At 56.1% G+C, this 25,223-nt stretch carries 22 protein-coding genes; all 22 read right to left on the minus strand.

The genetic code is table 11. The features are described 5' to 3' along the window. Position 1: 1 nt before the first annotated feature. The gene (locus ACIPW4_RS15330) at positions 2-1,036 is read right to left on the minus strand and encodes a polysaccharide biosynthesis protein (protein ID WP_400659111.1); all 1,035 of its coding nucleotides are present in this window, start codon (positions 1,034-1,036) and stop codon (positions 2-4) included. A gap of 31 nt (positions 1,037-1,067) precedes the next feature. After that, the gene (locus tag ACIPW4_RS15335) at positions 1,068-1,850 is read right to left on the minus strand and encodes an AglZ/HisF2 family acetamidino modification protein (RefSeq protein WP_400659112.1); all 783 of its coding nucleotides are present in this window, start codon (positions 1,848-1,850) and stop codon (positions 1,068-1,070) included. A gap of 13 nt (positions 1,851-1,863) precedes the next feature. Then, positions 1,864-2,478: an imidazole glycerol phosphate synthase subunit HisH gene (gene hisH, locus ACIPW4_RS15340; RefSeq protein WP_400659114.1), complete on the minus strand. Its 615-nt coding sequence runs from the start codon at positions 2,476-2,478 to the stop codon at positions 1,864-1,866. Further along, complete coding sequence (locus ACIPW4_RS15345) at positions 2,475-3,611, minus strand: N-acetyl sugar amidotransferase (protein WP_400659116.1); 1,137 nt, start codon at positions 3,609-3,611, stop codon at positions 2,475-2,477. Before ACIPW4_RS15345 ends, hisH begins: the two co-directional genes overlap by 4 nt. A 15-nt stretch (positions 3,612-3,626) precedes the next feature. Continuing rightward, a complete protein-coding gene (locus ACIPW4_RS15350) occupies positions 3,627-4,769 on the minus strand; it encodes a glycosyltransferase family 4 protein (protein ID WP_400659118.1) in 1,143 nt (380 codons plus the stop codon). Next, positions 4,766-5,323 (minus strand): CatB-related O-acetyltransferase, encoded by a 558-nt coding sequence (locus tag ACIPW4_RS15355; RefSeq protein ID WP_400659119.1) that lies wholly within the window; start codon positions 5,321-5,323, stop codon positions 4,766-4,768. The genes ACIPW4_RS15350 and ACIPW4_RS15355 overlap by 4 nt, the downstream gene beginning before the upstream one ends. Positions 5,324-5,370: 47 nt before the next feature. Continuing rightward, positions 5,371-6,753 (minus strand): hypothetical protein, encoded by a 1,383-nt coding sequence (locus tag ACIPW4_RS15360; protein ID WP_400659121.1) that lies wholly within the window; start codon positions 6,751-6,753, stop codon positions 5,371-5,373. Between the two features lie 108 nt (positions 6,754-6,861). Beyond that, positions 6,862-8,145: a lipopolysaccharide biosynthesis protein gene (locus ACIPW4_RS15365; protein WP_400659122.1), complete on the minus strand. Its 1,284-nt coding sequence runs from the start codon at positions 8,143-8,145 to the stop codon at positions 6,862-6,864. Beyond that, entirely contained in the window at positions 8,142-9,239 is a 1,098-nt protein-coding gene (locus tag ACIPW4_RS15370; RefSeq protein ID WP_400659124.1) for a DegT/DnrJ/EryC1/StrS family aminotransferase, read from the minus strand. Before ACIPW4_RS15370 ends, ACIPW4_RS15365 begins: the two co-directional genes overlap by 4 nt. A 2-nt stretch (positions 9,240-9,241) precedes the next feature. Further along, a complete protein-coding gene (gene wbpD / locus ACIPW4_RS15375; protein WP_400659126.1) occupies positions 9,242-9,817 on the minus strand; it encodes a UDP-2-acetamido-3-amino-2,3-dideoxy-D-glucuronate N-acetyltransferase in 576 nt (191 codons plus the stop codon). After that, positions 9,814-11,706, minus strand: coding sequence for an acyltransferase family protein (locus ACIPW4_RS15380; RefSeq protein ID WP_400659128.1), 1,893 nt, complete (start codon positions 11,704-11,706; stop codon positions 9,814-9,816). Before ACIPW4_RS15380 ends, wbpD begins: the two co-directional genes overlap by 4 nt. Positions 11,707-11,778: 72 nt before the next feature. Next, positions 11,779-12,729 carry a UDP-N-acetyl-2-amino-2-deoxy-D-glucuronate oxidase gene (gene wbpB / locus ACIPW4_RS15385; RefSeq protein ID WP_400659130.1) on the minus strand — a complete coding sequence of 317 codons (951 nt, stop codon included), beginning with the start codon at positions 12,727-12,729 and terminating at the stop codon, positions 11,779-11,781. Positions 12,730-12,798: 69 nt separating this feature from the next. Beyond that, positions 12,799-14,112 (minus strand): UDP-N-acetyl-D-glucosamine 6-dehydrogenase, encoded by a 1,314-nt coding sequence (gene wbpA, locus ACIPW4_RS15390; RefSeq protein ID WP_400659132.1) that lies wholly within the window; start codon positions 14,110-14,112, stop codon positions 12,799-12,801. A 292-nt stretch (positions 14,113-14,404) separates the two neighbouring features. Next, positions 14,405-15,457, minus strand: coding sequence for an LPS O-antigen chain length determinant protein WzzB (locus ACIPW4_RS15395; RefSeq protein WP_400659133.1), 1,053 nt, complete (start codon positions 15,455-15,457; stop codon positions 14,405-14,407). A 222-nt stretch (positions 15,458-15,679) separates the two neighbouring features. Further along, positions 15,680-17,128 carry an MBL fold metallo-hydrolase gene (locus ACIPW4_RS15400; protein WP_400659135.1) on the minus strand — a complete coding sequence of 483 codons (1,449 nt, stop codon included), beginning with the start codon at positions 17,126-17,128 and terminating at the stop codon, positions 15,680-15,682. Between the two features lie 101 nt (positions 17,129-17,229). Then, positions 17,230-17,493 (minus strand): lipopolysaccharide assembly protein LapA domain-containing protein, encoded by a 264-nt coding sequence (locus ACIPW4_RS15405; RefSeq protein ID WP_400659136.1) that lies wholly within the window; start codon positions 17,491-17,493, stop codon positions 17,230-17,232. 18 nt (positions 17,494-17,511) lie between these two features. After that, entirely contained in the window at positions 17,512-17,808 is a 297-nt protein-coding gene (ihfB, locus tag ACIPW4_RS15410; RefSeq protein ID WP_003252675.1) for an integration host factor subunit beta, read from the minus strand. 266 nt (positions 17,809-18,074) lie between these two features. After that, positions 18,075-19,751 (minus strand): 30S ribosomal protein S1, encoded by a 1,677-nt coding sequence (rpsA, locus tag ACIPW4_RS15415; RefSeq protein ID WP_027918186.1) that lies wholly within the window; start codon positions 19,749-19,751, stop codon positions 18,075-18,077. Positions 19,752-19,875: 124 nt separating this feature from the next. Continuing rightward, positions 19,876-20,562, minus strand: a complete 687-nt coding sequence (cmk, locus tag ACIPW4_RS15420; RefSeq protein WP_400659138.1) for a (d)CMP kinase — start codon at positions 20,560-20,562, stop codon at positions 19,876-19,878. Further along, positions 20,559-22,811 carry a bifunctional prephenate dehydrogenase/3-phosphoshikimate 1-carboxyvinyltransferase gene (locus ACIPW4_RS15425; protein WP_400659140.1) on the minus strand — a complete coding sequence of 751 codons (2,253 nt, stop codon included), beginning with the start codon at positions 22,809-22,811 and terminating at the stop codon, positions 20,559-20,561. The genes cmk and ACIPW4_RS15425 overlap by 4 nt, the downstream gene beginning before the upstream one ends. Positions 22,812-22,970: 159 nt before the next feature. Further along, positions 22,971-24,065 (minus strand): prephenate dehydratase, encoded by a 1,095-nt coding sequence (gene pheA, locus ACIPW4_RS15430; protein ID WP_400659141.1) that lies wholly within the window; start codon positions 24,063-24,065, stop codon positions 22,971-22,973. Then, positions 24,065-25,150, minus strand: coding sequence for a 3-phosphoserine/phosphohydroxythreonine transaminase (gene serC / locus ACIPW4_RS15435; RefSeq protein WP_400659143.1), 1,086 nt, complete (start codon positions 25,148-25,150; stop codon positions 24,065-24,067). The genes pheA and serC overlap by 1 nt, the downstream gene beginning before the upstream one ends. Positions 25,151-25,223: the final 73 nt, after the last annotated feature.

Here is a 25,223-nt window from a genome sequence, read left to right on the forward strand (position 1 = left end):
ATCACTCCTCCGGCATCGCATGCTCGCCACGCTGGATGGCCTTGATGAAATCGAGCTTCAATAGCAAAGCCTGCATCTGCGCCACATCGAGGCGATGAGTGTTATGCGAGTTGTAATCTTCCGTATGAGAGATCTTCTCTTCGCCCTGCTCGACAAACTTGCTGTAGTTCAGGTCACGCAGGTCTGGCGGCACACGATAGTAAGCCCCCATGTCCTCGGCACATGCCATTTCTTCCCGGCTAAGCAGCGCCTCATAGAGCTTTTCACCATGGCGGGTACCAATGACCTGAATAGGGTGCTCTGGTTTGCCAAGCAGCTCGGTCAATGCCGATGCCAGGGTTTGCACCGTGGCTGCCGGAGCCTTCTGCACGAACAGATCACCGTTGTTGCCATGCTCGAAGGCATACAGCACGAGGTCTACCGCGTCAGACAGGGTCATCATGAAGCGGGTCATGTTCGGGTCGGTGATGGACAAAGGCTTGCCCGCGCGAATCTGATCGATGAATAACGGAATCACCGACCCACGTGATGCCATCACGTTGCCGTAGCGCGTCCCGCATATCACCGTCCTGGCCTCATCCAGGTTGCGAGATTTGGCGACCATGACCTTTTCCATCATGGCCTTGGAAATTCCCATTGCATTGATCGGGTAAACCGCTTTGTCGGTGCTCAGGCACACCACGCGTCGCACTTCGTTTTGAATGGCCGCTTCAAGGACATTCTCGGTACCGATGACATTGGTCTTGACGGCTTCCATCGGGTGGAACTCGCAAGACGGCACCTGCTTCAACGCTGCAGCATGGTAGATGAAGTCGACACCGCGGGTGGCGTTCAATACGCTCTGATAGTCCCGAACATCGCCAATATAGAACTTGAGCTTGGCGCTGTCGTAGAGCTTGCGCATGTCGTCCTGTTTCTTCTCATCTCGACTGAAAATACGAACTTCAGCGATGTCGCTATCGAGAAACCGTTTGAGGACCGCGTTGCCGAAAGATCCGGTGCCGCCGGTGATAAGAAGTTTTTTACCCTTGAACATATGATCTGACCCTTGCGTCGTGCTCGAGTGATTATCGAGCGCGGAGAGCTGAATAAATAATATCGTCTTTCTGCTGGGCACTCGGATAGCTGATCAGCACCGCTCGATAGGCACCCTTGAACACGAAGAAGCTACCCGCCGCTACGCCAACCACGCCGCACGCTTTGACCACACTGGCCATGTCATCGAGCGACCCCCCACCACCAAGGATAGTGATCGGGATGTGCACTGCCGCGCGTAGCTTGGTCGCCAGATCCAGGTCGTAGCCCTTCATCTTTCCATCATTTTCGATGGAATTGAGGACAATCTCTCCTGCACCAAGCTTTTCCAGCTCCTGGGCCACTTCAAGCACACTGCGTTTGGTATTACGAGTGCCATTGTGTGTCCACACATCCTGATGCTTGCTCAGCAAGCGTGACTTGTGGTCCAGCACCACGACTACGCTCTGACTGCCAATTTCTTCAGCGATCTGCGTAACGAGCTGAGGTGTTTCCAGGGCAGCCGAGCTGATGGCGACCTTCTCTACCCCCAGCTGGATGATTTTCTTGGCTTGCGCCGCAGTGCGAATTCCACCACCGTAGCACAGCGGCATACGGCATTCGGCGGCGAGCTTGGCAATCTGCGTGTAGTTGGGCTCGACGCCATGTGCCGTAGCGTCGATATCGATCACGATCAGCTCATCGGCTTCCTTTTCGTTGAAGATCTTCACCGCGTTGATAGGATCTCCGACGTATTTCGGATCCTTGAATTTGACCGTCTTGACCAGCCCACCATCTTGAATGAGCAGGCATGGAATGATCCGGGGTCTTAGCATTGTCAGTATCCGCTCACAGTTCCGCGAAGTTTTTCAGCAGGCCGACACCAAAATGGTGGCTCTTCTCAGGGTGGAACTGAACGCCATAGACGTTCGCCGCCTGAACGGCGCAACTGAATTCAAGGCCGTATGAAGACATCGCCGCACGGTGTTGTTCCTGCTGACAGTCGAAAAAGAACGAGTGCAGGAAGTAGAACCGCGCCTCTTCTTCGAAGCCTTTGAACAAGGGGTTGTCGTTGAGGGCAGCCACGTCATTCCAGCCCATGTGAGGCAACGGCAGGTCTGCAAGGTTGGGGACTGACTTGAAGGAGCGAACGCACCCTGGCACCCAGCCCAGGCCTGCCAGGCGTCCTTCTTCGCTGCTGTTGGCGAGAATTTGCATGCCCACACAAATACCAAGCACAGGCACCCTGTGCTGCTGCACCAGCTCTTCGAGGGCGGGACGCATACCCGACGCATCCAGCCGCTCGATCGCATGATCGAAGGCGCCGACACCGGGAAGGATCAACTTGGTTGCACCGTCCAGTTGCGCTGCGGTTTGCGCAATCGCCACTGGAATGTGCAAGCGTCGATAGACGTTAACGAAGGCCTGGATGTTACCCAAGCCGTAATCAATGATGGTGATCATCTGAACAGCCTTCTTTCCAATCCGATTGCACTGAGCACTCTTGCACCAATGCCGATCACGAAACGCTTGTTTTTGTAGTCACGGAAGGTCTTGTTCTGACCTTCGAAAATGCCTTGAAGCTCAGGCACAGTCAAGTCCAGCTTGTGCGCAACGTATTCAAACTCGGATTTCAGGAAATTTTCGTCCATTTCAGGCTGGGCGATGCGCCCCAGCGCTGCCTCACGCGTCAACTGGCCGGTCATGATCAGGCTGGAAAAATGCGCGCGGCGCTTTTCGTAGCCGAACTTGCGCGGCATCCAGTAGTCTTCGTAGAAGCGCGTGAAGCGCGACTCGTGGTGTTTATGCTTGAACCGCTTCCAGCCGAAAAGGCGTTCCAGCGTGGCTTCTGCATCCGCCTTGACGTAGGGTACGAGATTCAGCGGCTTGACGATTTGCATACCGAGTATGCGCTGGTAATAAACCTTGTAGGTGAGAATATCAACAAGCGGGAAGCTCTTCAGTGACCGCTTGCCGAATTGGCCATGAATGTCATTGAACAGCGTTTTATCAATCCCTGGGTAGCCTCCCCATTCTTCGGGCTCACGACAGCATTCCGTCGAGTAATTGGCACCGGTCAGGACATATTTGATCTTGTGCTTGTGTGCAAATTTGTAAAGCGAGGAGAAGAACGCAGCATCCTGCGGCAAGTCCTGATCGGAAATCTGCGAACGCAGGAAGGCCACTTGAAGGTCCTTCATTTCTTCCCAATTAATGACATCGGTGTAGAGATCCAGGCCGAGCCCGTCGACCAAGCGCTCGATATTGCCAACCGCCTGATCAGTGTTCCAGCCCGCGTCGACGTGGAACAATAACGGCCTCAGGCCCATGACATTCTTGGCTACATAGGCGGCATACGAACTATCCAGGCCGCCGCTCAAACCAATAATGCAGTCGAAGTCCTTACCTTTACCATGCTGCTTGATTTTTTCTGCCAGCGCCATCAATTCAGATTCGCCACGGGCGCCAGTGTCCCAATTGGGCTTGATTTCACTGTCGAAGTTGGCACAGTACTCGCAAACGCCATGCTGATCAAAGCGAATGTTCGGGTCGCTGGTGTCCATGATGCAACGCGTACAGATTTTGTAATTCTTCATATTAGCTTCCAGCAATTAGGTCAGCAGGCGCTTTGCCATACGGCGATAGTCCAAAAGATTCGAGGCAATTTCGTAAGACCGCCTCGAGTAAGTATCCAGTATTCCAGGGTCTGCCTCAATCTGTGCAAAGGCGCGGAGCAGGTCGCTTTCGTCACGAACGGTCCATCCATTCCCCTGCACAAACGGAACATGGCTGGGCACGTCGGCAACAATAACAGGTCGACGAGCGCAGAGGCTCATCTGCATCGTCGCTGACTGGCTGCCCGGCTGGACGTATACGTCAGCAGCGCACAACAAGCCGTACAACTCGTCAGCAGGCTTCCAGCCCAAAAACATGACTCGCGGGTCCGTAGCGATGAGCGCACGCGCCTGCTCGGCAATGGCGTCATGCAATTGACCGACAATCAAAAATCGGAAATTTTCAGATCGCAATTGCGAGAATGCCCGAAGGCTTTGAATCAGCTTCTTTTTGGCATCGAACTTGCCAGACTGTATAAACACTGTCTGGCCCGCCTCAATACCCAATTCCGCGCGCGTTTCAGAACGAATATTTGCATAGCTCGAATTATCGGCGATCTTTCCTCCCAACGGGAAAAATTCCATAGCCGAATCGTCGATCCCATATTGCCTGCGACAAAAATCTAGCGTTTCCTGAGAAATGCAAAGCACTTTATCTATGGCGGGCAGCGCCGCCCTGATGATGGGACGATAATAAAAATTGTGCAGCAATTTTGACAACTTGCTCACCGCACTGTTATTTGCGTCTTCGTGGCTATCGACATACAGCTTCACATCCGGATGCTTGCGTTTATACCGTGCAGCGGTGCGCAACTCCCAACCACACAGCCCATGAAACATGATCACGTCTGGAGCAAACGTCTCAAGAATATGCCCCAGGCCATTGTGAACTCTGAGCTTCTTTTTAATGAAGAACGGGGCGAGCCCAGTGTAGGGCAAACGTATGACCCGAGCACCATCCGTTCCCATATAATCACCTGGCGCGGTGTAGCCAAGGGTCAAATTGTCCAGATAGGTTTCCGTGGACGCTACCACCAATACGTCGTGGCCGGTATCTACGTGCTCTCGGACCAGTTCGTTTTCTTGGTACCGATAACCATCAATATAAAAACACGAGACACATAAGTGAATAATTTTCATAGCAAGTTCTGACTTTTCAAGAAAGCTTCCGGGTCGGTGAAGTGGACAGCTGCTGCACTCAACTGCTGATCCGATAGCTCCCACCAACGGCTTTTCATAAGCCCCTCGATTATCGACTCGGTAAATCTGAAACGTATCAGGCGTGCAGGATTTCCACCATAGATTGCATAAGGAGGGACATCCTTGGTGACTACGCTGCCCATGCCGATCACAGCCCCAGTTCCGATCGTAACCCCGCCCTTGATCAAAACGCCCTCGCCAATCCAGACATCGTGCCCAATGGTCGTGGTCGGCTCCCAACTGTACTCATGCCGGGAAAACTTTTTCTTGATACTCTCTTTATGTGCCAGAAACACAGGACTGGTCGAAACGTACTCAATAGGATGCCGCGCGCCGCCCACCACAACATTGTTTGCAACTGAACAAAATGACCCAACAGTCGTTCTTATGAACGTGCAATCATAGCCGCAGAAGCTATGCTCACCAAAATGTGTAGAAATCACCGTACTGCCCGACTCTACTTTCGAACTACGAGGAATTTGCGAATCGATCAACGCAACGCCTCGTGATTTTTTAAGTATTCGCGAGATCACATATCCAATCACAGCCGATGCCCCCATAGCTTTATTCTGAATTTATCAAACCATAGCATGGCAATCCACAGCCCCCCGCCAAAGGAAGCCAGCATGGTAGAAAAAGGACCATTAGTACTAATAAATGCGAGCGGAAAAAGCGCCGTCAGCAGCAGCACCTTGTTCCACCCTTGGGAGACCCAATCCAGTGCAATCAACCAGGCAGTGTAAAGCATGAAGATGACCAGCACGCCTGGACCACCGGCGGCGGCGACGCCGTCGGTAGCGATAAAACTGGCATTGGACTGACTCTCCACACCCAGCACCCGCTCAGCCAGAATTTTACCCAGAGCAGGCCATTTTTCATCCATTGCGTACGCTGCTGGAACTTCAGCAAGCCGACCGATACCCGACACGTGAGCCCAGTATGTAAAGCCTTGCGTGGAGAACAGGTCATAATATTGGGTAACAAACAACCCTGGGCAAGCGATCAGCCGCGTATAGAAATAGAACCCCAACTCCCGAAAAACCCCAATTTGATCATGGAGCGCTGCAATAAGGAAAACTACCACGCCACCGCCCGCAAACAAGTACACCGGGGCATTGGGATTCGCACTACGCGTCTTGAAAATGAGCGCCATCAATAACATTGCGAACGGCAACAGCAGCACTGTTCGCTCAGCGGTTATCATGAACACAAAGATGAAGCCAGCAAAACCGAGCAGCGCAAGCAGGACACGCCTCGACATCAAACCGGCAGCAAACAGCACCGGTGAGAAAAAATATGCCAGATAAACCTGGCAGTATCCTATGAACAAGGAAGTCGCCGCCCCCTTCTCCCGTTGCGCATAAATATCATTCACTCCCGAAAATGAAAGAATATCTCTGTACGTCAAGAACAATACGAGGAAGCACGTTAGTGATCCCGAGACGCAGGTAAGCAACAAGGGCCTCGAGAACGATCTGGAAGCGTTACTGCGCAGCGGAATGCAGCGTACAGCCAAGCAACAAGCAACGAGACCTATGCAAAAACAAAAGAACACCCCAAAATACCGGTCTATGGAGTCCTCGTGATTAAGCATGCCAGTGACGATCCCTGGCAGGTATACGCAGAACACCAAGGCATAGATAAACAGTGTGGACGGCCTGGTAAAGTATAATGGCATGACGAAAACAGGAACTACCGCCAACATGATAATCAGCAGCATACTGCTCAAATTAAAATGAGGCGCATTGAACCCCCAAAAGGCCTGTTCCAGAGAGAGGTATTTATCGTGACCATAAACAAGAGCAAAAACATAAAACATAACAGCCGCCAGAAGTTTTATGCGCGCCACGTTTACCACTGCCAGAGAGCTTGGCAACATTGAGGCATCTTGCTCCCTGAAACGACCCGCAATTTCACTGTCCATCCTGATCTCTCTTTCCGTTAGCCGGCGCATCGTCATTTCAGGCGATACCATTTACTTGCCAATCACGCCAGCCCCATACCAAAGGCCTTGACTGCTTCCAATATTCAATCAAACTTCCTCCATTGTCGTCGCTCCTTTACGGGCGGCGTGCCTGATCAAGAAATGAGCAAATAAAAGATCCAGAAGATATACCGCCGAAACCTGCACGACATAAAACAGCAAGAAGTCTTCGAAATCGAGGGCTAAATGAGTGGCGAGCGAGAGTAGCACCCCGGTAGCCATTAGTCTGAACACATGCAATGAGGGCAAATACCAATTGTAGCGAAGCACCAGTGAAACGCGATCCAAGGGGGTACTGACGAAGGCACTGAGCGCGGCAACCATCAACACTTGCGCGTACAACCCCGCATCATGCCATTGCCCCCCCAAGACAAATGGATAAATCCAAGGGGACAAAATACCAGCACACAAATATATGGGTATACCGAATAGCGCCAATTTTCGAATGGTCATATTCCAAAGCCCCTTAAGAACAAGGGGTTCTTCCGCGTGTAAGGCCGCACGCTGGTAGAATACCTGACCAATGGCTGCGCCAACCAATCCGGAGGGAAGGAAGATAGTCGCCATGACCATCGAAAATTGTCCAAGTATCTCTGTGCCGTACACGGCTGATATGTAGAAAACAGGTGCTGCGCTGCTCACGGTAACCAGAACATGAGACATCACCAGAGCGTTGGCACCACTGGCATGTTTTTTTAAAGGGCTCACAGCATCAGGTGCATGCGCGCACGACCCAGAGATAATACTTTTAGAGTAAGGCAGAAGAGCTCCAATTTTGCCCAACGCACTAAACAGTGTAGTAAAAAGCAGGCCGCTCGTGGTTACCGCAGCCAAGAGCGCACCAGATGCAACATATGCCGACTTGCCAAATACTTCCGACAGCGCGGAGATCTTGTAAGCACCTAAGCGCTGGGCATTATGTTGAAACGCCAGCGCCAGCGACACTAGCAATGCGCTAATCGGTGCAACAACCAGCAAGTTAACGCCTTGCTCCAGCGACAACAGTTGAGCAATTTGCGCCGAGAAGACGTACAGTGCCACTGTCAGCAAGACGCCTATAACAATACCAAGCCTCAATACCCCGGAGAACAGCCAGCGTGCTTGCTGGTCGTCTTTAAGCATCTGGAAAAAATACTCATATCGCCAGGTCATAATTCCCGCAAAGAACATCACAAGCTGCAGGAAAATGTTCTGCACTGCAAACTCTTGAGGCGCATACAGCCTCGACAACAGCGGAATGCCTAACACCCCGACGATTTGTGCAATCGTATTGCCTGAAGCTTGCAAGAAAATGTCTCGCCAGTACGACGAGACATATTTCAAAGCTTTCATATAATCGTACCGCACGCGGCAATCAGAGCGCCCACTACGGTTTGAATATCGGTCTCACTCATGTAGGGATGCATCGGCAAACTCAAAACCTTGGTCGCCAGCGTGTCCCCTACCGGAAGGTAAGCGTCAGAAGCGACTGCAGCTTGTTTGTTAAGCGGGATGGGATAGTGAACCACACTTGGCACACCGCACGCTTTCAGCTCAGCCTGGACCTTTTCACGCCCCTCTACCTGAACGGTAAATTGCGCAAAGACCGAGGTATTACCTTCTGCGATGTGAGGAAGCTTGATTGAATCCTGCCCACTCAACAGTTCGCTGTAGCGTTTTGCCACCTTCTGACGAAGCACTATTTCACTATCGAAAATATCGAGCTTCGCCAGCAACACTGCGGCCTGTAGAGTATCGAGCCGGCTGTTCACGCCTACCCTTACATGGTGATAGCGCTTTTCCTGGCCATGGCGAGCAATCTGACGAATAATCAGAGCAAGCTCAGGGTCATCAGTAAAGATCGCACCACCGTCGCCATAACCGCCGAGCGGTTTACTTGGGAAGAAACTGGTGCATGCCACTGTGGTCAACCCACAGGAACGTCGCCCTTTGTAAGTCGCGCCGAAGCTCTGAGCAGCATCCTCAATAACCGGGATATCATATTTAGCTGCAACCTGATTGATCGCATCAAAATCAGCGCATTGCCCATACAGAGACACAGGCACTATCGCCTTCGTATGCGGCGTGATGGCGGCCTCCAACCTCTTGACATCCAGGTTGCCAGTACGCTCATCAACATCGACATACACGGGCTTGGCGCCAAGCAGCGCGACGGTTTCAGCCGTCGCAATGTAGGTAAACCCTGGTGTGATCACTTCGTCACCGGGCCCTATACCGAGTGCCATTTGAACAATTTGCAGGGCATCGGTACCGTTGGCACAGGTGATGCAATGATCCACGCCTACATAAGCCGCCAGACGCTCTTCCAACTCAGCCACTTCGGGGCCCAAAATGTATTGGCCATGACTTAATACGCGCTGAATAGCGGCATCGATAGAACTCTTGATGCGTGCTTGTTGCTGCTTCAGGTCAATGAATTCGATCATGGTCAAACATCCAGTTTTTCAAGGAAATTGCCGCGCACTACATACGTTGCCCCTGTGTGTGAGCAAGTGGCCTGGCCATTTGCACCTACATCCAGTTGCTCACCAAACTCACTCATCCAGCCGATCTGCTTCGCCGGCACCCCGACCATCAGCGCATAGGCCGGTACATCCTTGTTGATTACCGCGCCCGCACCTACAAAAGCAAATTCGCCAATTGTAACCCCGCAAACAATCGTGCAGTTCGCCCCCAGTGTCGCGCCCTTCTTCACCAGCGTGTCTCGATACTGGTCCTTGCGCTCGATCAGTGAACGTGGGTTGTAGACGTTGGTAAACACCATGCTCGGCCCACAGAACACCCCTTCCTCCAGAGTGACGTTGTCGTACACCGACACGTTGTTCTGAATCTTGCAGCGGTCACCGATCACGACCTTGTTACCAACAAAGACGTTTTGTCCGAGGGAAACCCCTGCGCCGATCCGCGCGCCGCTACACACATGTACGAAATGCCAGACGCGCGAGTCTTTGCCAATTTGCGCGCCTTCATCGACGATGGCACTGGGGTGCTGATAATGATTCATTGTTTGAGACTCACGCTGGATTGAGTTGGGTCGAACAACCGTTGTAGCTGCCCACCGGCAAAATGCCCGTAGCGACGCGCCCCAATCTCATTGAGATGATGGGTATCCTGGTAGATAAGATCACCTTTTTCGTAGGGTGCGTCAGCGAAGAAGCTTGAATTGGAGAAGTCCACATAATGCACGCCCGGGATGCCCATGGTGAGCGCCGCGACCTGCTGGTTAGCTGTCCTCCACTCATTATTAAACACCAGGGAAGCGGGCAACCCGAGCTCCCTGAAGCGTCGAACCCGTTGCACATCCGTGCGGAACATCGGAATCTGCCCCAGGACCACAACCTGCTTATGGGCCGCTGACGCATCATTCAAGAATGCCTGTAGCGCTTTGACGAATGCTGGGCTCGGCATCTGATATTGCCACATACCTGCAATGACCACTTTATCCATTGTCAGCAACGCCTGTTTCACCGCGATGATTTGTGACCGGCAAGGCTGCTGGGCATATTCAGGTAAACGCTCAACGTCGAAACCAGAAATGGGCACGCAACTGCTAGCGGTAAGCACGCGATACGCTACACCGTGTTCGGTACCCGCCTCATCCAGAAAGTAATTGAGCTGAGCAGCATGACTGTCGCCGATCACCAGAATTGATGGCATGGCGCTGAGTAGGCCCCGTTTGCACTCCCCTACCTGTTGCCCGTGGCAGATCAGCTCTGGCGCCGCATAACGAGCTTGCTCCAGAGGCACTGGCGAGACAATCTGCGGGTTCAACCTGATACTCAGCATGACAATCAAGACAATCCCGACCATTGCGATCGCAAATCTGGGAGCCAAACGTCGAACCGCCGACAGCTTGCGGGCTGGCTGCTCGATGAATCGACAGGAAAGCCACGCCAGGACGAACGATGCGACCAATGCGACGAGAAGCCATCCCTCACTCAACTCGTACTGGCCGACGTAATAGCGAATGAACGCCAATACCGGCCAGTGCCACAGGTACAGTGAATAGGAAATGCCGCCAATCCACACCAGCACCGGAATGGACAACAACCTGTTGACTGGGCCGCGCCGCGCCGCGATCACAAGCGCCGCCCCGACGCAGGGCAGGACCGACCAATAACCTGGGAACTGCGAGTTATCAATCAGGACAAAACTGATCGTAAGCAAGGCAGCACCAAGCAAGCCAAGCACGACAGCAAGCTGAACAGGCATTTCTCGATGCCGCAGACCAACCGCGACTACCCCACCGAGCAGGAATTCAGGCATACGGGCGAGCAACGAAAAATACGCGCTAGCTTGCTCACCGCCCGAGACTTTGATGCCACCCCACAAGAATAGACCTGCGGTGAGTAATGACAGAGTCTGTAGCCGCCAAGCGGGCGGCAAGCACAGCAGCATCATAGGGAAGAAGAGATAGAACTGCATCTCGATCGCAAGCGACCAGGTATGCAGTAAGGGCAATTCCTCTGCGCGAGGAGCAAAATAACTGCCGAAACTCGAAAAATAATGGTTACTGGTAAAGAGCGCTGCAGACCTCAAGCTCTGACGGAAGAACTCGAAATCGGCGCTTAAAAATAGAATGGCCGACACTAGACTGACAACAGCCAGCATGATGGCGTACGCAGGAACAATTCGCTTGATGCGGTTTATATAAAACGACGGCAAATGGATCTTGCTGCCCGGCTCCGTCAGCAACGCCGTGATGATGAACCCTGAGATGACGAAAAAGACATCGACACCCGCATACCCCGATGGGAGCCATGAATTGTCCATGTGGTAAGCCAGTACAGCAAGAACCGCTACCGCTCGCAGACCTTGGACATCCATGCGGGTATTTTTGCTCGGTGACAGCAGACTCGATGCTTTCAGCGATGTTTCGTTATTGTTAGACACGCTACCCAGGACCCTGAAAACAATGCGCTGCGAGGATATGGGCGATCTCACGACCGCCGGTATTACGTTATGTCAACGAGCAAGGCTGATCACAAACGGATGCGCCTCGTTGTCTTTGGCCTGAACCACAGGGGCACTGCGGATAACGTTGACGGTCTCCACGCAGTGGCGTGCGTCTTCAATGCCGTAACCCCGCCCAGCAAGGATTTCTTGATAGCTAGTGGTGTGAAGGTCGGTAAAGCCTTCGGAAAACTCCATCTCGTCACCGTCGACGGTAATGGAGCGGTAGGTTGGCTTCTTGCCTTTGACAGACGCCGGCAGATCATCGGCATCGACGGAGAGGAACCAGCGCACCCGTGCTTTTTCATACTCGAGGTAGCCGGCAGCCTTATGCTCCGAGGAGAAATGCACAACGTTGCGCTGCAGCTTTCCGAAGATGAAATGCAGCATGTCGTAGAAATGCACACCGATATTGGTTGCCACCCCAAACGACTTGCGAGGGTCACCTTTCCAGCTCTTCAAGTACCACTTGCCGCGTGAAGTAATGTAAGTAAGATCGACTTCGTACTTGTGGTCACGCTGCTCGGCCGCCACCTTGTTCTTCAGGTCGATGATCGCCTGGTGATGGCGCAACTGCAGGATGTTGTACAGACGCTTGCCTGTTTCCTGCTCGATGAGTGAAAGCTGATCGAGCATTTCCGGGGTGGGCACCAGTGGCTTTTCACAGATGACGTCACAACCCAGGCGCAGACCTGCCGCGATGTGTGGATAGTGCAAGTAGTTTGGCGAGCAAATGGCAACATAATCCAGCGCAGTCGCCGCGTCACGCTTCAGGGCATGAGCATGATCGAGAAAAAACTCGAACTCGGTGAAAAACTCACTTTGCGGCGAGATGCTATCGATGATCCCGACCGAGTCGTTGATGTCGTAGGCGGAAACCAGGCGGTTGCCAGTATCCTTGATGGCGCGCATGTGGCGAGGAGCAATATAACCAGCTGCGCCGATCAGAGCGAAATTCTTCATGATTCTTCCTTCGAAAGCATTGAATACGCCCGGTGGCTGACCGGGCGGAGTATCGGGCCTATCTTCGGGTCAAGCCTTGATGATATGAGCCGCCGGCGTGCGATACTTGCCGCGACTGTCGACGATCAACTTGGCCTTCGCTTCGATCAAAGCGTAATCAAACCTGTCGTGGTCCGTGGTAAGCACGACAGCATCAAAGGAAGCAAGGTTCTCCGCCGTCAGCGGCTCGCTGCTGAGATCGAAATGGTGCTCGCGCATGCGAGGGAATACAGGCACATGGGGATCACTGTAAGCAACGACACCGCCTTTCGCCTGGATCAACTCCATTATCTCCACCGAAGGCGATTCGCGCATATCATCGACGTTCTTCTTATATGCGATACCCAGCACAAGAACTCGGCTACCTTTCAACGCCTTGCCAGTGTTGTTGAGCCCATCCATGAGTTTGCTTAGGACGTACTCTGGCATCGCCTGATTTACCTCGCCCGACAGCTCGATAAAACGAGTATTGACGCCATACTCACGGGCTTTCCAGGTCAGGTAGAAGGGATCGATTGGAATGCAATGCCCTCCGAGCCCAGGGCCTGGGTAATAGGCTGTGAAACCAAACGGCTTGGTGGCTGCTGCGTCCACGACTTCGAAGATATCGATTCCCATTCGATCAGCAACGATTTTCATCTCGTTGACCAGGCCGATATTCACCGCACGGTGTATGTTCTCAAGCAGCTTGGTCATTTCGGCAGCCTTGGTCGAACTGACCGGAACTACCTGATCGATCGCCTGATCATAGAGGGCAATACCTACCTCCAGGCAATCGGGTGTATGACCACCGATGACCTTTGGGATAGTGCGCGTTTCGAAGTTGACATTGCCCGGGTCTTCACGCTCTGGTGAATAGACCAGGAAGATATTTTCGCCCACCTTCAAGCCGCCTTCCTGCACACGAGGCAGCAGCTCTTCTTCAGTGGTGCCGGGATAGGTCGTACTTTCCAATGAGACGACTTGCCCCGCACGCAGATACGGTTTGATCGCATCCGTCGTGTTAATGACAAAGCTCATGTCCGGTTCACGGTACTTATTCAGCGGTGTTGGAACACAAAGAATGAGCGCATCACACTCGGTGGCGCGACTGAAGTCAGTAGTGGCTTCAAATCCACTGTGGCGGGCTTCCGCGATTTTTTCGGCCGGGATATGTTCAATATAGCTCTGACCCGCATTGAGCCGATCAACTTTGACTGCATCGATGTCAATGCCCAATACTTTGAAGCCCGTAGCATTGTAACGCAGCATCAACGGCAGACCCACATAGCCGAGCCCGACAATACCGATCAAGGCTGCTTTGCTCTGGAACTTTTCAACCGCCTGCTTTTTGATATCCGTCATATCGCGCAACTCACCCTTTATATTACCCGTCTGCGCGCATGGCGGGAGACGGGGTGCTAAAAATGTCCAGGTCACCCATTGACCGGGTAAGCTCCAGCTAAAAACACAGCGTACTCTTGCTTTTGACGCGCTGTGAGCTCTCGCACCAACCTACAGTAGATGGACGCCTGCCAAGCTTCTGATGACCATTGCCGGATCACAGTACACCGTCTCAGTTAACTGAGCTACCGCCGATTGCGTCGGCCCAGCAGCAGCAAAGCACTGGGCACCGACTTTATACTTAGCCAGCTAACTAAGCCCGGCGTTCACTACGTCTGACCCACAAATCCTTGACAATCGCAGTCAGGAATCCTGCGCCAAGCCCCAGCACCAAGCTCAGCATGACGATTAGAGACTTTTTCGGCTTGACTGGCTGATCAGGCACTTCGACCGCACCGTCCTGCTCAAAAACCTGAACCACCGCTGGATCAAGCTTGAGATTACGATAAAACGCTATTTCTTCTTGCTTTGCTCGCAATCCTTCGATGAACGGGTCATCTGAAGAGCGAGCTTCAAGCGTAGAGATTTCAGCCTCAAGCGCTTTACTGCCGCGCATGTAGGTCAGAGAACCGCCCATTGCAGAAGACACTTGGGATGACAACGGCTCTGAAATAAGCGGAGGCTTTTCAAGGCCCACGGATTTGGCAACAACCAATGCCTCCTTCAACTGAGCGATCCGATCTTCTCGCTCCTTGCGCGCGCTGCTTTTCGCGCTGTTAATCTGATTTTGCAGGTTATCTGCCTTGATCAACATGTCGCTGCGATTGCTTTGCAGTACCTTACGCTTCGCGCTTTCTGAGGCCAGCTCGTTAAAGGCTACCACCCACTGCGTAGCTTGCTGAGGGTCTGAAACTGATGCAGTGACGGCGTAACGGGTAGACGACCCTTTGCCCGCGAGTGCCACCGAGAGCGAGTTGTTAAAGTCACCGTATTGTGCGTCTCGCGAACCACGACGTTGCTCTTCGCTCAAACCAGGCAAATACACTTCTCGGAAAAACTTGTTACGCACAGCTTCCGACTGCAACGCCTGCAGATGGGTGTCGTATACCTCTTTTACAGTTACAGGCGCCAGACCAGACGCACCGCCACGACCGAAATTCAGCTGTGCGATATCATTTTGTGTCGGCGGCTCGACGAATAATTTCGCTTCGTAGACTGGCATGGCCTTCAACGCATAGGCGACACCAGCCGCCACAATGGGCGCTGCAACTAGTGCAACCCATACCTTCTGGCGCCAGATGCCCTGCACCAAGTCAACAAGTTCAATTTCATCGTCCCGCCGAGGGTGCTGTGGTTCGTTAAGCATTTATTCTGATTATCCTGAGGTCCGTCTAAAATCATCAAAGCATCGACCGTCGCACGCACTGTGCGGGCTGTCTGGGCAGTGCGGCATTTTGCCTGCTATCTGTACACGATTGCGCCCTTCCAAGCAAACGCGGCAGGTCGAAATTCGCAGACGGTCTTAGATCTGCGATGATGCCAGATGTTCCTCAGCTTGATTCTGCACCTGGTACGAGGCGCTGAACGGTCAGTACGGTATCATCATCTGCGGCACCTCCCCCTTGCTTGCAAACATTTGTTCAAGCACATTTCTTAGCATTCTCTTCGCCTTCATATCTCCGTGCACAAGCAATATCTGGGCAGGTGCGGCCGCCATTGCTGTCGCAAACGCAGCGAGCCCCTTTTGATCAGCATGTGCGGAATACCCTCCCAGAGTCATGACCTTGACCTTGATGTCATACATCCGCCCATCCAGATCAATCTGCACAAACCCCTCCGCCCCCTCGCTCGCCTGTATCACCGCCCCCGGCGTGCCTTTCGCCTGGTAGCCAACAAACACCACCTCATGCCGAGCATCCCCCAGCATCGCTTTCAGGTAATTGACGATCCGTCCCCCCGAACACATCCCGTTACCGGCAATCACAATCGCTGGCCGGCCAGTGCTCTTGAGATAGTTCACCACCTTCTGATGCTGTGCATGGGTATCCACGCACACCAACTGGGCAAACCCCAGCGGCGCCCTGCCCTCGCTCAGCCGCTTCCGAGCCTCGTGATTCCAGTATTCATGCAGTTCGCGGTAGGCCTGGGTGATGCGCTGGGCCAGCGGCGAGTCCAGAATGATCGGCAAGCGCGACCAGTCGATCGCTTGCACCGGATCGTCGCCAGGGGCCTGCCGAGACTCGTTGAGCAGCGCCTTGCGATGGAGGATATCTTCAATCTCGTACAGCAGCTCCTGGGTGCGACCGAGACTGAAAGCCGGTATCAGGATGGTACCGTTATCGGCCAGCGCCCGATCGATCACCGCTTCGAGCCGCTGCTGGCGATCGCTGCGGTCTGCATGCAGCCGATCACCGTATGTGCTTTCCAACACCAGGATATCGGCCCGTTCTGGCGGCTGCACAGGGCGCAATAGTGGATTGCCGGGCGCCCCAAGGTCACCCGAAAAGACGACGCGTGAACTAGGCTCATCGCCCCCGCCCCGCACATCACACTCCACATAGGCCGAACCGAGCAAATGGCCGGCACACTGCAGGCGAATGGAGCAGGCGACACCACCCCGCTCGACAACACAATGCCACTGCTCATAGGGAAGCGGAACGATCAGGCGCTCCAACAGCGTCAGATAACGATCGATCTGGACTGGATCTGCGCTGATACCTAGCTTGTAGGCATCCTCCAGCACCAACGGCAATAGCTTGGCAGAGGGTTCGCTGCAGAGGATTGGCCCGCGAAACCCCGCGGCCAGCAGCGCCGGGATACGACCGACATGGTCGAGATGGACATGGGTGACGACGAGTGCCTGGATACCGGCGATATCGAAACCAATAGGCGCAAACTCAGCGCCTGGAGGAGCCTCGCTCCCCTGCTCCAGACCACAATCGATCAACAGGCTGGTGGCCGGGTCGAGATGAAGCTGATGGCACGACCCTGTGACGCTTCGGGTGCCACCATGATGGGAAAGGGCGGGAAACTCCATACTGCTGCACGCTCGCCAAGGCCGAAATGAGGTGCCTATTACTCCATTTCGACGGGCGCATGCATAGGTGAGACTTTCCTACATAGATGTAGGAAATTTCGTCAGTCCCCGCTCAGTGCTGCCTGACGTGCCGATGCGCGGATCTTGCGCTTGCTGCGCTGCACACCGTAAGCCCCCAGCAGCGGCCCAACCGCCAGGCCGACGACCAAAGCCGCCAACACGGGCACCGCAACAGGCATCGCCGGCGCTGACCAGCCAAACAGTACCAGCGCAACCGCCTGCTGGTTCTCCAATACGAAGAACAGCACCACAGCCGCCAACAGCAGCACGAATACCGCCGCCAGGGCGCGCTTGAGGTTACGCATCAGATTACTCCTTGTTGATCAGGCTTCAGCTTCGTCTTCTTCATTGACCCGGTCGCGCAGCTCTTTGCCGGGCTTGAAGTGCGGCACGAACTTGCCCTCCAGGCTGACCGACTGCCCCGTCTTCGGGTTGCGACCCACGCGGGGGGCGCGATAGTGCAGCGAGAAGCTGCCAAAACCGCGGATCTCGATGCGATCCCCTGTGGCCAGGCATTGGGACATCTGTTCAAGCATGGTCTTGATGGCCAGCTCCACGTCCTTGGACGAGAGCAGCCCCTGATGGGTGACAATACGTTCGATCAGCTCCGACTTCGTCATATTTTTCCCTTCGTTATCAAGCAGCTAGATCATTGCTTAATCAGTTTGTAGCACGCTCGGAGGGATTTGAACAGGCCGGTTCTTGACTTAATAAAAAAATTCAAGATCGACGTGTCAGGAAATAAGGTCCATTGCAACTGGGGCTGCTTTGCAGCCCATCGCAGGCAAGCCAGCTCCTACAGGGGTTGCGCATGGCCTGGGATAGAAATTCGGGCATAAAAAAAGGGTGGCCCGAAGGCCACCCCTTTTTACCGATCAAACAGAACTCAGTTCTGCTTGGCCATCGCTTCGCGCAGCAGCGCAGCCATGGTGGTGTCGGCAGCCGCTTCCGGAGCGTTTTTCAGGCTCTGGATGGCTTCACGCTCTTCAGCGTCGTCTTTCGACTTGATCGACAGGCTGATGACGCGCGATTTGCGGTCAACGCTGATGATCTTGGCTTCGATCTCTTCGCCTTCCTTCAGGACGTTACGCGCGTCTTCAACGCGGTCACGGCTGATTTCGGAAGCTTTCAGAGTGGCTTCGATGTCGTCGGCCAGGGTGATGATGGCGCCCTTGGCGTCAACTTCTTTCACGATGCCCTTGACGATAGCGCCCTTGTCGTTGACAGCAACGAAGTTGGAGAACGGATCGTCTTCCAGCTGCTTGATGCCCAGGGAGATGCGCTCGCGCTCTGGGTCAACCGACAGGATGACGGTTTCCAGCTCGTCGCCCTTCTTGAAACGACGTACGGCTTCTTCGCCGGTTTCGTTCCAGGAGATGTCGGACAGGTGAACCAGGCCGTCGATGCCGCCGTCCAGACCGATGAAGATACCGAAGTCGGTGATCGACTTGATGGTACCGGTGATCTTGTCACCCTTGTTGAACTGGCCGGAGAAGTCTTCCCATGGGTTGGACTTGCACTGCTTGATGCCCAGGGAGATACGACGACGCTCTTCGTCGATGTCCAGAACCATGACTTCCACTTCGTCGCCAACCTGAACGACTTTCGACGGGTGGATGTTCTTGTTGGTCCAGTCCATTTCGGAAACGTGTACCAGACCTTCAACGCCTTCTTCCAGCTCAGCGAAGCAGCCGTAGTCGGTCAGGTTGGTAACGCGAGCCTGTACACGAGTACCTTCTGGGTAACGTGCAGTGATAGCTACCCACGGATCTTCGCCCATCTGCTTCAGACCCAGGGAAACGCGGTTGCGCTCACGGTCGAACTTCAGAACGCGTACGTCGACTTCGTCGCCAACGTTAACGATTTCCGATGGGTGCTTGATGCGCTTCCAGGCCATGTCGGTGATGTGCAGCAGGCCGTCGATACCGCCCAGGTCCACGAATGCGCCGTAGTCGGTGAGGTTCTTGACGATACCTTTGACTTGCTGGCCTTCCTGCAGGGTTTCCAGCAGGGCTTCGCGCTCGGCGGAGTTCTCGGCTTCCAGCACGCTGCGACGGGAAACGACAACGTTGTTGCGCTTCTGGTCCAGCTTGATGACCTTGAATTCCAGCTCTTTGCCTTCCAGGTGGGTGGTGTCGCGCACTGGGCGGACATCAACCAGGGAGCCCGGCAGGAACGCACGGATGCCGTTAACGTCGACAGTGAAGCCGCCCTTAACCTTACCGTTGATAACGCCCTTGACCACTTCTTCGGCGGCGAAAGCTGCTTCCAGAACAATCCAGCACTCGGCGCGCTTGGCTTTTTCACGGGACAGTTTGGTTTCGCCAAAGCCGTCTTCGACCGCGTCCAGCGCAACGTGAACTTCGTCACCGACCTTGATGGTCAGCTCGCCAGCTTCGTTGTAGAACTGCTCGAGCGGGATGACGCCCTCGGACTTCAGGCCAGCGTGTACGGTAACCCAGTCGCCGTCGATGTCGACAACGATACCGGAGATGATTGCACCCGGCTGAAGATTGAGGGTTTTCAGGCTTTCTTCAAAGAGTTCTGCAAAGCTTTCGCTCATTTTAATTCCTGTAGATTCGGGCGAAACAGACGCCCCTCGCCACATTCCAGACAATGTGGGTTTGTTTTAAGTAAAGGAAAGCAGGCAGGACGTTGACTGGTGCCCCTGCCTGCTCTCCTGGCTATCAGACCAAGTCGCGCTGGGCGAGCTCGCTCCTGATACGTTGCAGCACCTGCTCGATGGACAACTCGGTAGAGTCCAGCTGAATGGCATCGGCCGCTGGTTTCAGCGGGGCCACTGCACGCTGGGTGTCACGCTCGTCGCGCGCACGAATCTCATCTAGCAGACTCGACAGACTAACATCTTCACCCTTGCCCTTCAACTGCAGGTAACGGCGACGGGCGCGTTCCTCGGCGCTGGCGGTGAGGAAGACCTTGAGCGGCGCGTCCGGGAACACCACGGTGCCCATGTCGCGGCCGTCGGCGATCAGGCCTGGCATTTCACGAAACGCCCGCTGACGCTCCAGCAGTGCATCACGCACCGCCGGCAACGACGCGACCATCGAAGCGCCAGCACCGACGGTTTCGGTACGAATGACCTGGCTGACGTCCTCGCCCTCGAGGATGGTCTGCTGAAGCTTACCGGGCTGGGCAGCGATGAACTGCACATCCAGATGAGCGGCAAGCTTGGTGAGCAGCTCTTCGTTGGTCAGGTCGACGCCGTGATTGCTGGCATTGAAGGCCAGCAACCGGTATAGCGCACCCGAATCCAGCAAGTGCCAGCCCAGCTCGCGAGCCAGCAGCCCGGCGACCGTGCCTTTGCCCGAGCCGCTTGGGCCATCGATGGTGATGACCGGAGCCTGAGTATTCACGCTTTTCCCTCTTCGGCGACACGGATACCGACATCGGCACACAGCTTGAGGAAGTTCGGGAACGAGGTGGCGACGTTGGCGCAATCATGGATGCGGATCGGCGCGCTGGCACGCAGCGAGGCAACGCTGAAGGCCATGGCGATACGGTGATCACCATGACCGTGCACTTCGCCACCACCGAGCTGACCGCCGTCGATGATGATGCCATCGGGGGTCGGTTCGCATTTGATGCCCAGGGTGATCAAGCCGTCAGCCATCACCTGGATGCGGTCGGATTCCTTCACCCGCAGCTCTTCGGCGCCACGCAGCACGGTACGCCCTTCGGCGCAGGCGGCGGCAACGAACAGCACCGGGAACTCGTCGATGGCCAATGGCACCAGCTCCTCGGGGATGTCGATGCCCTTGAGCTTGGCGCCACGCACGCGCAGGTCAGCCACCGGCTCGCCGCCGACTTCACGCTGGTTCTCCAGGGTGATATCGCCGCCCATCAGGCGCAGGATGTCGATCACGCCGGTACGGGTCGGGTTGATGCCGACGTGCTCGAGCACCAGCTCGGAGCCTTCGGCGATCGACGCTGCGACCAGGAAGAACGCTGCCGAAGAGATATCCGCAGGCACTTCGATGCGAGTGGCGGTGAGCTTGCCACCGGACTGCAGCGAGGCGACCGGGCCGTTGCTTTCGACCGAGTAGCCGAAGCCGCGCAGCATGCGCTCGGTGTGGTCGCGGGTCGGGGCCGGCTCGGTGACCGTGGTCTTGCCTTCGGCGTACAGGCCCGCCAGCAGCAGGCAGGATTTGACCTGGGCACTGGCCATCGGCAGCGTGTAGGTCAGCGCTTTGAGCTTGCTGCCACCGCGAATGGTCAGCGGCGGGCGGCCGTCCGGGCCAGTCTCGACCACGGCACCCATTTCGCGCAGCGGGTTGGCCACACGGTTCATCGGGCGCTTGGACAGCGAGGCGTCGCCGGTCATGGTGACATCGAACGACTGACCGGCCAGCAGGCCGGAGAGCAGGCGCATCGATGTGCCGGAGTTACCGACGTACAGCGGACCTGGTGGCGGCTTGAGGCCGTGCAGGCCGACGCCGTGAATGGTCACGCGGCCGTGGTTCGGCCCCTCGATGACCACACCCATATCGCGGAATGCCTGCAGGGTCGCCAGGGCGTCCTCGCCTTCGAGGAACCCTTCGACTTCGGTCGTGCCTTCGGCCAGCGAGCCGAGCATGATCGAACGGTGGGAAATCGACTTGTCGCCCGGTACGCGGATTCGCCCGGTCAGGCGGCCACCCGGTTGGGCCAGGAAAATCAGATCGTTGGCGTTCATAGCGTCCACATAGGCCCGGCGGGCCAGGATTTTACTGAAATGCTCGCGGGCAACGCGCGCACGGGTGAAAACACCCAGCAGCTGGTGCCCGTCCCCAGCATCGACCGCGTCGCGCAAGGCGTCGAGGTCGCTGCGAAATGTGTCCAGGGTGCGCAGGACAGCCTCGCGGTTGGCGAGGAAGATATCGTGCCACATGGTTGGGTCGCTGCCGGCGATTCGGGTGAAATCGCGGAAACCTCCCGCAGCGTACCGGAAGATGTCGAGGTTTTCATTGCGCTTGGCCAACGAATCGACCAGGCCGAAGGCCAGCAGGTGCGGCAGGTGACTGGTGGCAGCCAGCACTTCGTCATGGCGCTCCACCGGCATGTGCTCGACATCGGCATCCAGCGCGCGCCACAGGCGGTCGACCAGGGCCAGGGCGGCCGGGTCGGTTTCCGGCAGTGGCGTGAGGATGACCTTGTGGCGACGGAACAGGGTGGCGTTGGCGGCCTCTACCCCGCTCTGCTCGGAGCCGGCGATGGGGTGGCCTGGCACGAAGCGCGGCAGGCGCTCACCGCTCTCGTTTACAAAAACGGCACGCGCTTCACGTACGACGTTACCCTTGGCGCTACCGACGTCGGTGATGATCGCATCGCCGAGGTCGAGCTGGGCCAGACGGGCCAGGACCTTTTCCATGGCCAGGATCGGCACGGCGAGCTGGATGACGTCGGCGCCAACACAGGCGGCGGCGAGGTCGGCTTCGCAGCGGTCGACCACGCCCAGCTCCACGGCCAGTTTGCGCGACGGGGCGTCGAGGTCGACACCGACCACTTCGCGGCACAGGCCGCTTTCACGCAGGCCCTTGGCGAAGGAACCGCCGATCAGGCCGAGGCCGACCACGACCAGGCGATTGATGATTGGCGCGGGTTTGGTTTTTGCTGCATTTACCACTGGTGCGAACCCTGTTCAGAAAGCTAGACAGTGTGTGAGGGCCATTGGGGCTGCTCTGCAGCCCATCGCGACACAAGGCCGCTCCTACAGGTACCGCGCACTCCTGTAGGAGCGGCCTTGTGTCGCGATGGGGCGCGGAGCGGCCCCAACACTCTCAAATCAAAGCACCGCCTTTGGATAGGAACCCAGCACCTTGAGCGCCACAGCCTCCTGGCTGATCTTCTCCAGCACCGCCTTGATCAGCGGGTCGCGGTGGTGGCCGACGAAGTCGATGAAGAACACGTAGGTCCACTTGCCGCTGCGCGACGGGCGGGTCTCGATGCGGGTCAGGTCGATGCCGTTATCGTGGAACGGCACCAGCAGCTCGTGCAGCGCACCTGGCTTGTTGCTCATCGACACGATGATCGAGGTCTTGTCGTCACCGGTTGGCGGCACTTCCTGTTGGCCGATCATCAGGAAGCGCGTGGAGTTGTCCGGGCGGTCTTCGATCTTTTCAGCCAGGCGAGTCAAACCATACAGGTTGGCTGCCATGTCCCCGGCGATCGCCGCCGAGTTCCACTCGCCCTTCACCCGCTTGGCCGCCTCGGCATTGCTCGAAACGGCAACGCGCTCGACGTTCGGGTAATGCGCGTCGAGCCACTTGCGGCACTGGGCCAGCGACTGCGCGTGGGAGTAGATGCGGGTGATGCTGTTGGTCTTGGTGTTTTCGCCCACCAGCAGGTGGTGGTGGATGCGCAGCTCGACTTCGCCGCAGATCACCATGTCGTGCTCGAGGAAGCTGTCCAGGGTGTGGCTGACCGCGCCCTCGGTGGAGTTTTCCACCGGCACCACGCCGAAGTTGACGGCGCCGGCCGCCACTTCGCGGAAGACTTCATCGATGGCTGCCATCGGGCGACTGACCACGGCATGGCCGAAGTGCTTCATGGCCGCGGCCTGGGTGAAGGTGCCTTCCGGGCCGAGGTAGGCGACCTTGAGCGGCTCTTCCAGGGCCAGGCAGGACGACATGATTTCGCGGAACAGCCGCGCCATCTCTTCGTTGCCCAGCGGCCCCTTGTTGCGCTCCATCACGCGCTTGAGCACGGCGGCTTCACGCTCCGGGCGGTAGAACACCGGCTTTTCGCCCTCGGCCAGGGAGGCGGTCTTGACCCGCGCCACTTCTTCGGCGCAGCGGGCGCGATCGCTGATCAGCTCGAGGATCTTCTCGTCGAGGCTGTCGATGCGAACGCGCAGGGCTTTGAGTTCCTGTTCGGACATCAGCCGTGCTCCTTCTCGAATTCGGCCATGTAGGCCACCAGGCTTTCAACCGCTTCCAGGCCCAGGGCGTTGTAGATTGAGGCGCGCATGCCGCCAACCGAACGGTGCCCCTTGAGGTTGAGCAGGCCACGGGCGTCGGCACCAGCGAGGAAGGCCTTGTCCAGGCGCTCGTCAGCCAGGCGGAACGGCACGTTCATCCACGAACGGGCGTTGAGGCTGATCGGGTTGGTGTAGAACTCGCTGGCATCGATGAAGCCGTACAGGCGGTCCTTCTTGGCGCGGTTGCGCTGCTCCATGGCCTCGACGCCACCCTGCTCCTTGAGCCACTCGAACACCAGGCCAGAGAGGTACCAGGAATAGGTGGCCGGGGTGTTGTACATCGAGCCGTTGTCAGCCGCGACCTTGTAGTCGAGCATGGTCGGGCAGCTACTGCGGGCACGGCCGAGCAGGTCTTCACGGACGATCACCACCACCAGACCGCTCGGGCCGATGTTCTTCTGCGCGCCAGCGTAGATCATGCCGTACTGCGAGACATCGATGGGGCGCGAGAGGATGTCGGAAGACATGTCGACCACCAGCGGCACGTCGCCGGTTTGCGGAACCCAGTCGAACTGCAGGCCACCGATGGTCTCGTTGGACGCATAGTGGACGTAGGCGGCGTTCTTGGTCAGCTTCCACTCATTCTGGCCCGGGATGGCCAGGTAATCGTAGGGCTTGGCGCTGGCGGCGACGTTGACGGTGCCGAAGCGGCGCGCTTCCTCGATGGCCTTTTTCGACCAGATGCCAGTTTCGATGTAGTCGGCAGTGCCGTTTTCCGGCAGCAGGTTCAGCGGAATTTCGGCGAACTGCTGGCTGGCACCGCCCTGCAGGAACAGGACCTTGTAGTTGGAGGGGACGGACAGCAGGTCACGCAGGTCCTGCTCGGCCTTTTCGGCGATGGCCACGTAGTCGTCGCTGCGATGGCTCATTTCCATCACCGACAAGCCCTTGCCGTTCCAGTCCAGCATCTCGGCCTGGGCGCGCTGCAACACAGCGTCAGGAAGCGCGGCAGGGCCTGCGCAGAAGTTAAAGGCTCGTTTGCTCACATCCACTCTCGCTCTGCCAAATAGAACATATTCATTTCTTGCAGGCCGCGCGCTGTTCTTTGTAGGAGCGGCC

This window comes from Pseudomonas sp. NPDC089996, assembly GCF_044748405.1.
GTDB lineage: Bacteria > Pseudomonadota > Gammaproteobacteria > Pseudomonadales > Pseudomonadaceae > Aquipseudomonas.

Excerpts from the sequence above, each read along its gene's own strand:
- ACIPW4_RS15330 (WP_400659111.1), bottom strand. The coding sequence starts at position 1,036 with ATGTTCAAGGGTAAAAAACTTCTTATCACCGGCGGCACCGGATCTTTC.
- ACIPW4_RS15335 (WP_400659112.1), bottom strand. The coding sequence starts at position 1,850 with ATGCTAAGACCCCGGATCATTCCATGCCTGCTCATTCAAGATGGTGGG.
- hisH (WP_400659114.1), bottom strand. The coding sequence starts at position 2,478 with ATGATCACCATCATTGATTACGGCTTGGGTAACATCCAGGCCTTCGTT.
- ACIPW4_RS15345 (WP_400659116.1), bottom strand. The coding sequence starts at position 3,611 with ATGAAGAATTACAAAATCTGTACGCGTTGCATCATGGACACCAGCGAC.
- ACIPW4_RS15350 (WP_400659118.1), bottom strand. The coding sequence starts at position 4,769 with ATGAAAATTATTCACTTATGTGTCTCGTGTTTTTATATTGATGGTTAT.
- ACIPW4_RS15360 (WP_400659121.1), bottom strand. The coding sequence starts at position 6,753 with ATGGACAGTGAAATTGCGGGTCGTTTCAGGGAGCAAGATGCCTCAATG.
- ACIPW4_RS15365 (WP_400659122.1), bottom strand. The coding sequence starts at position 8,145 with ATGAAAGCTTTGAAATATGTCTCGTCGTACTGGCGAGACATTTTCTTG.
- ACIPW4_RS15370 (WP_400659124.1), bottom strand. The coding sequence starts at position 9,239 with ATGATCGAATTCATTGACCTGAAGCAGCAACAAGCACGCATCAAGAGT.
- wbpD (WP_400659126.1), bottom strand. The coding sequence starts at position 9,817 with ATGAATCATTATCAGCACCCCAGTGCCATCGTCGATGAAGGCGCGCAA.
- wbpB (WP_400659130.1), bottom strand. The coding sequence starts at position 12,729 with ATGAAGAATTTCGCTCTGATCGGCGCAGCTGGTTATATTGCTCCTCGC.
- wbpA (WP_400659132.1), bottom strand. The coding sequence starts at position 14,112 with ATGACGGATATCAAAAAGCAGGCGGTTGAAAAGTTCCAGAGCAAAGCA.
- ACIPW4_RS15395 (WP_400659133.1), bottom strand. The coding sequence starts at position 15,457 with ATGCTTAACGAACCACAGCACCCTCGGCGGGACGATGAAATTGAACTT.
- ACIPW4_RS15400 (WP_400659135.1), bottom strand. The coding sequence starts at position 17,128 with ATGGAGTTTCCCGCCCTTTCCCATCATGGTGGCACCCGAAGCGTCACA.
- ACIPW4_RS15405 (WP_400659136.1), bottom strand. The coding sequence starts at position 17,493 with ATGCGTAACCTCAAGCGCGCCCTGGCGGCGGTATTCGTGCTGCTGTTG.
- ihfB (WP_003252675.1), bottom strand. The coding sequence starts at position 17,808 with ATGACGAAGTCGGAGCTGATCGAACGTATTGTCACCCATCAGGGGCTG.
- rpsA (WP_027918186.1), bottom strand. The coding sequence starts at position 19,751 with ATGAGCGAAAGCTTTGCAGAACTCTTTGAAGAAAGCCTGAAAACCCTC.
- pheA (WP_400659141.1), bottom strand. The coding sequence starts at position 24,065 with ATGTCCGAACAGGAACTCAAAGCCCTGCGCGTTCGCATCGACAGCCTC.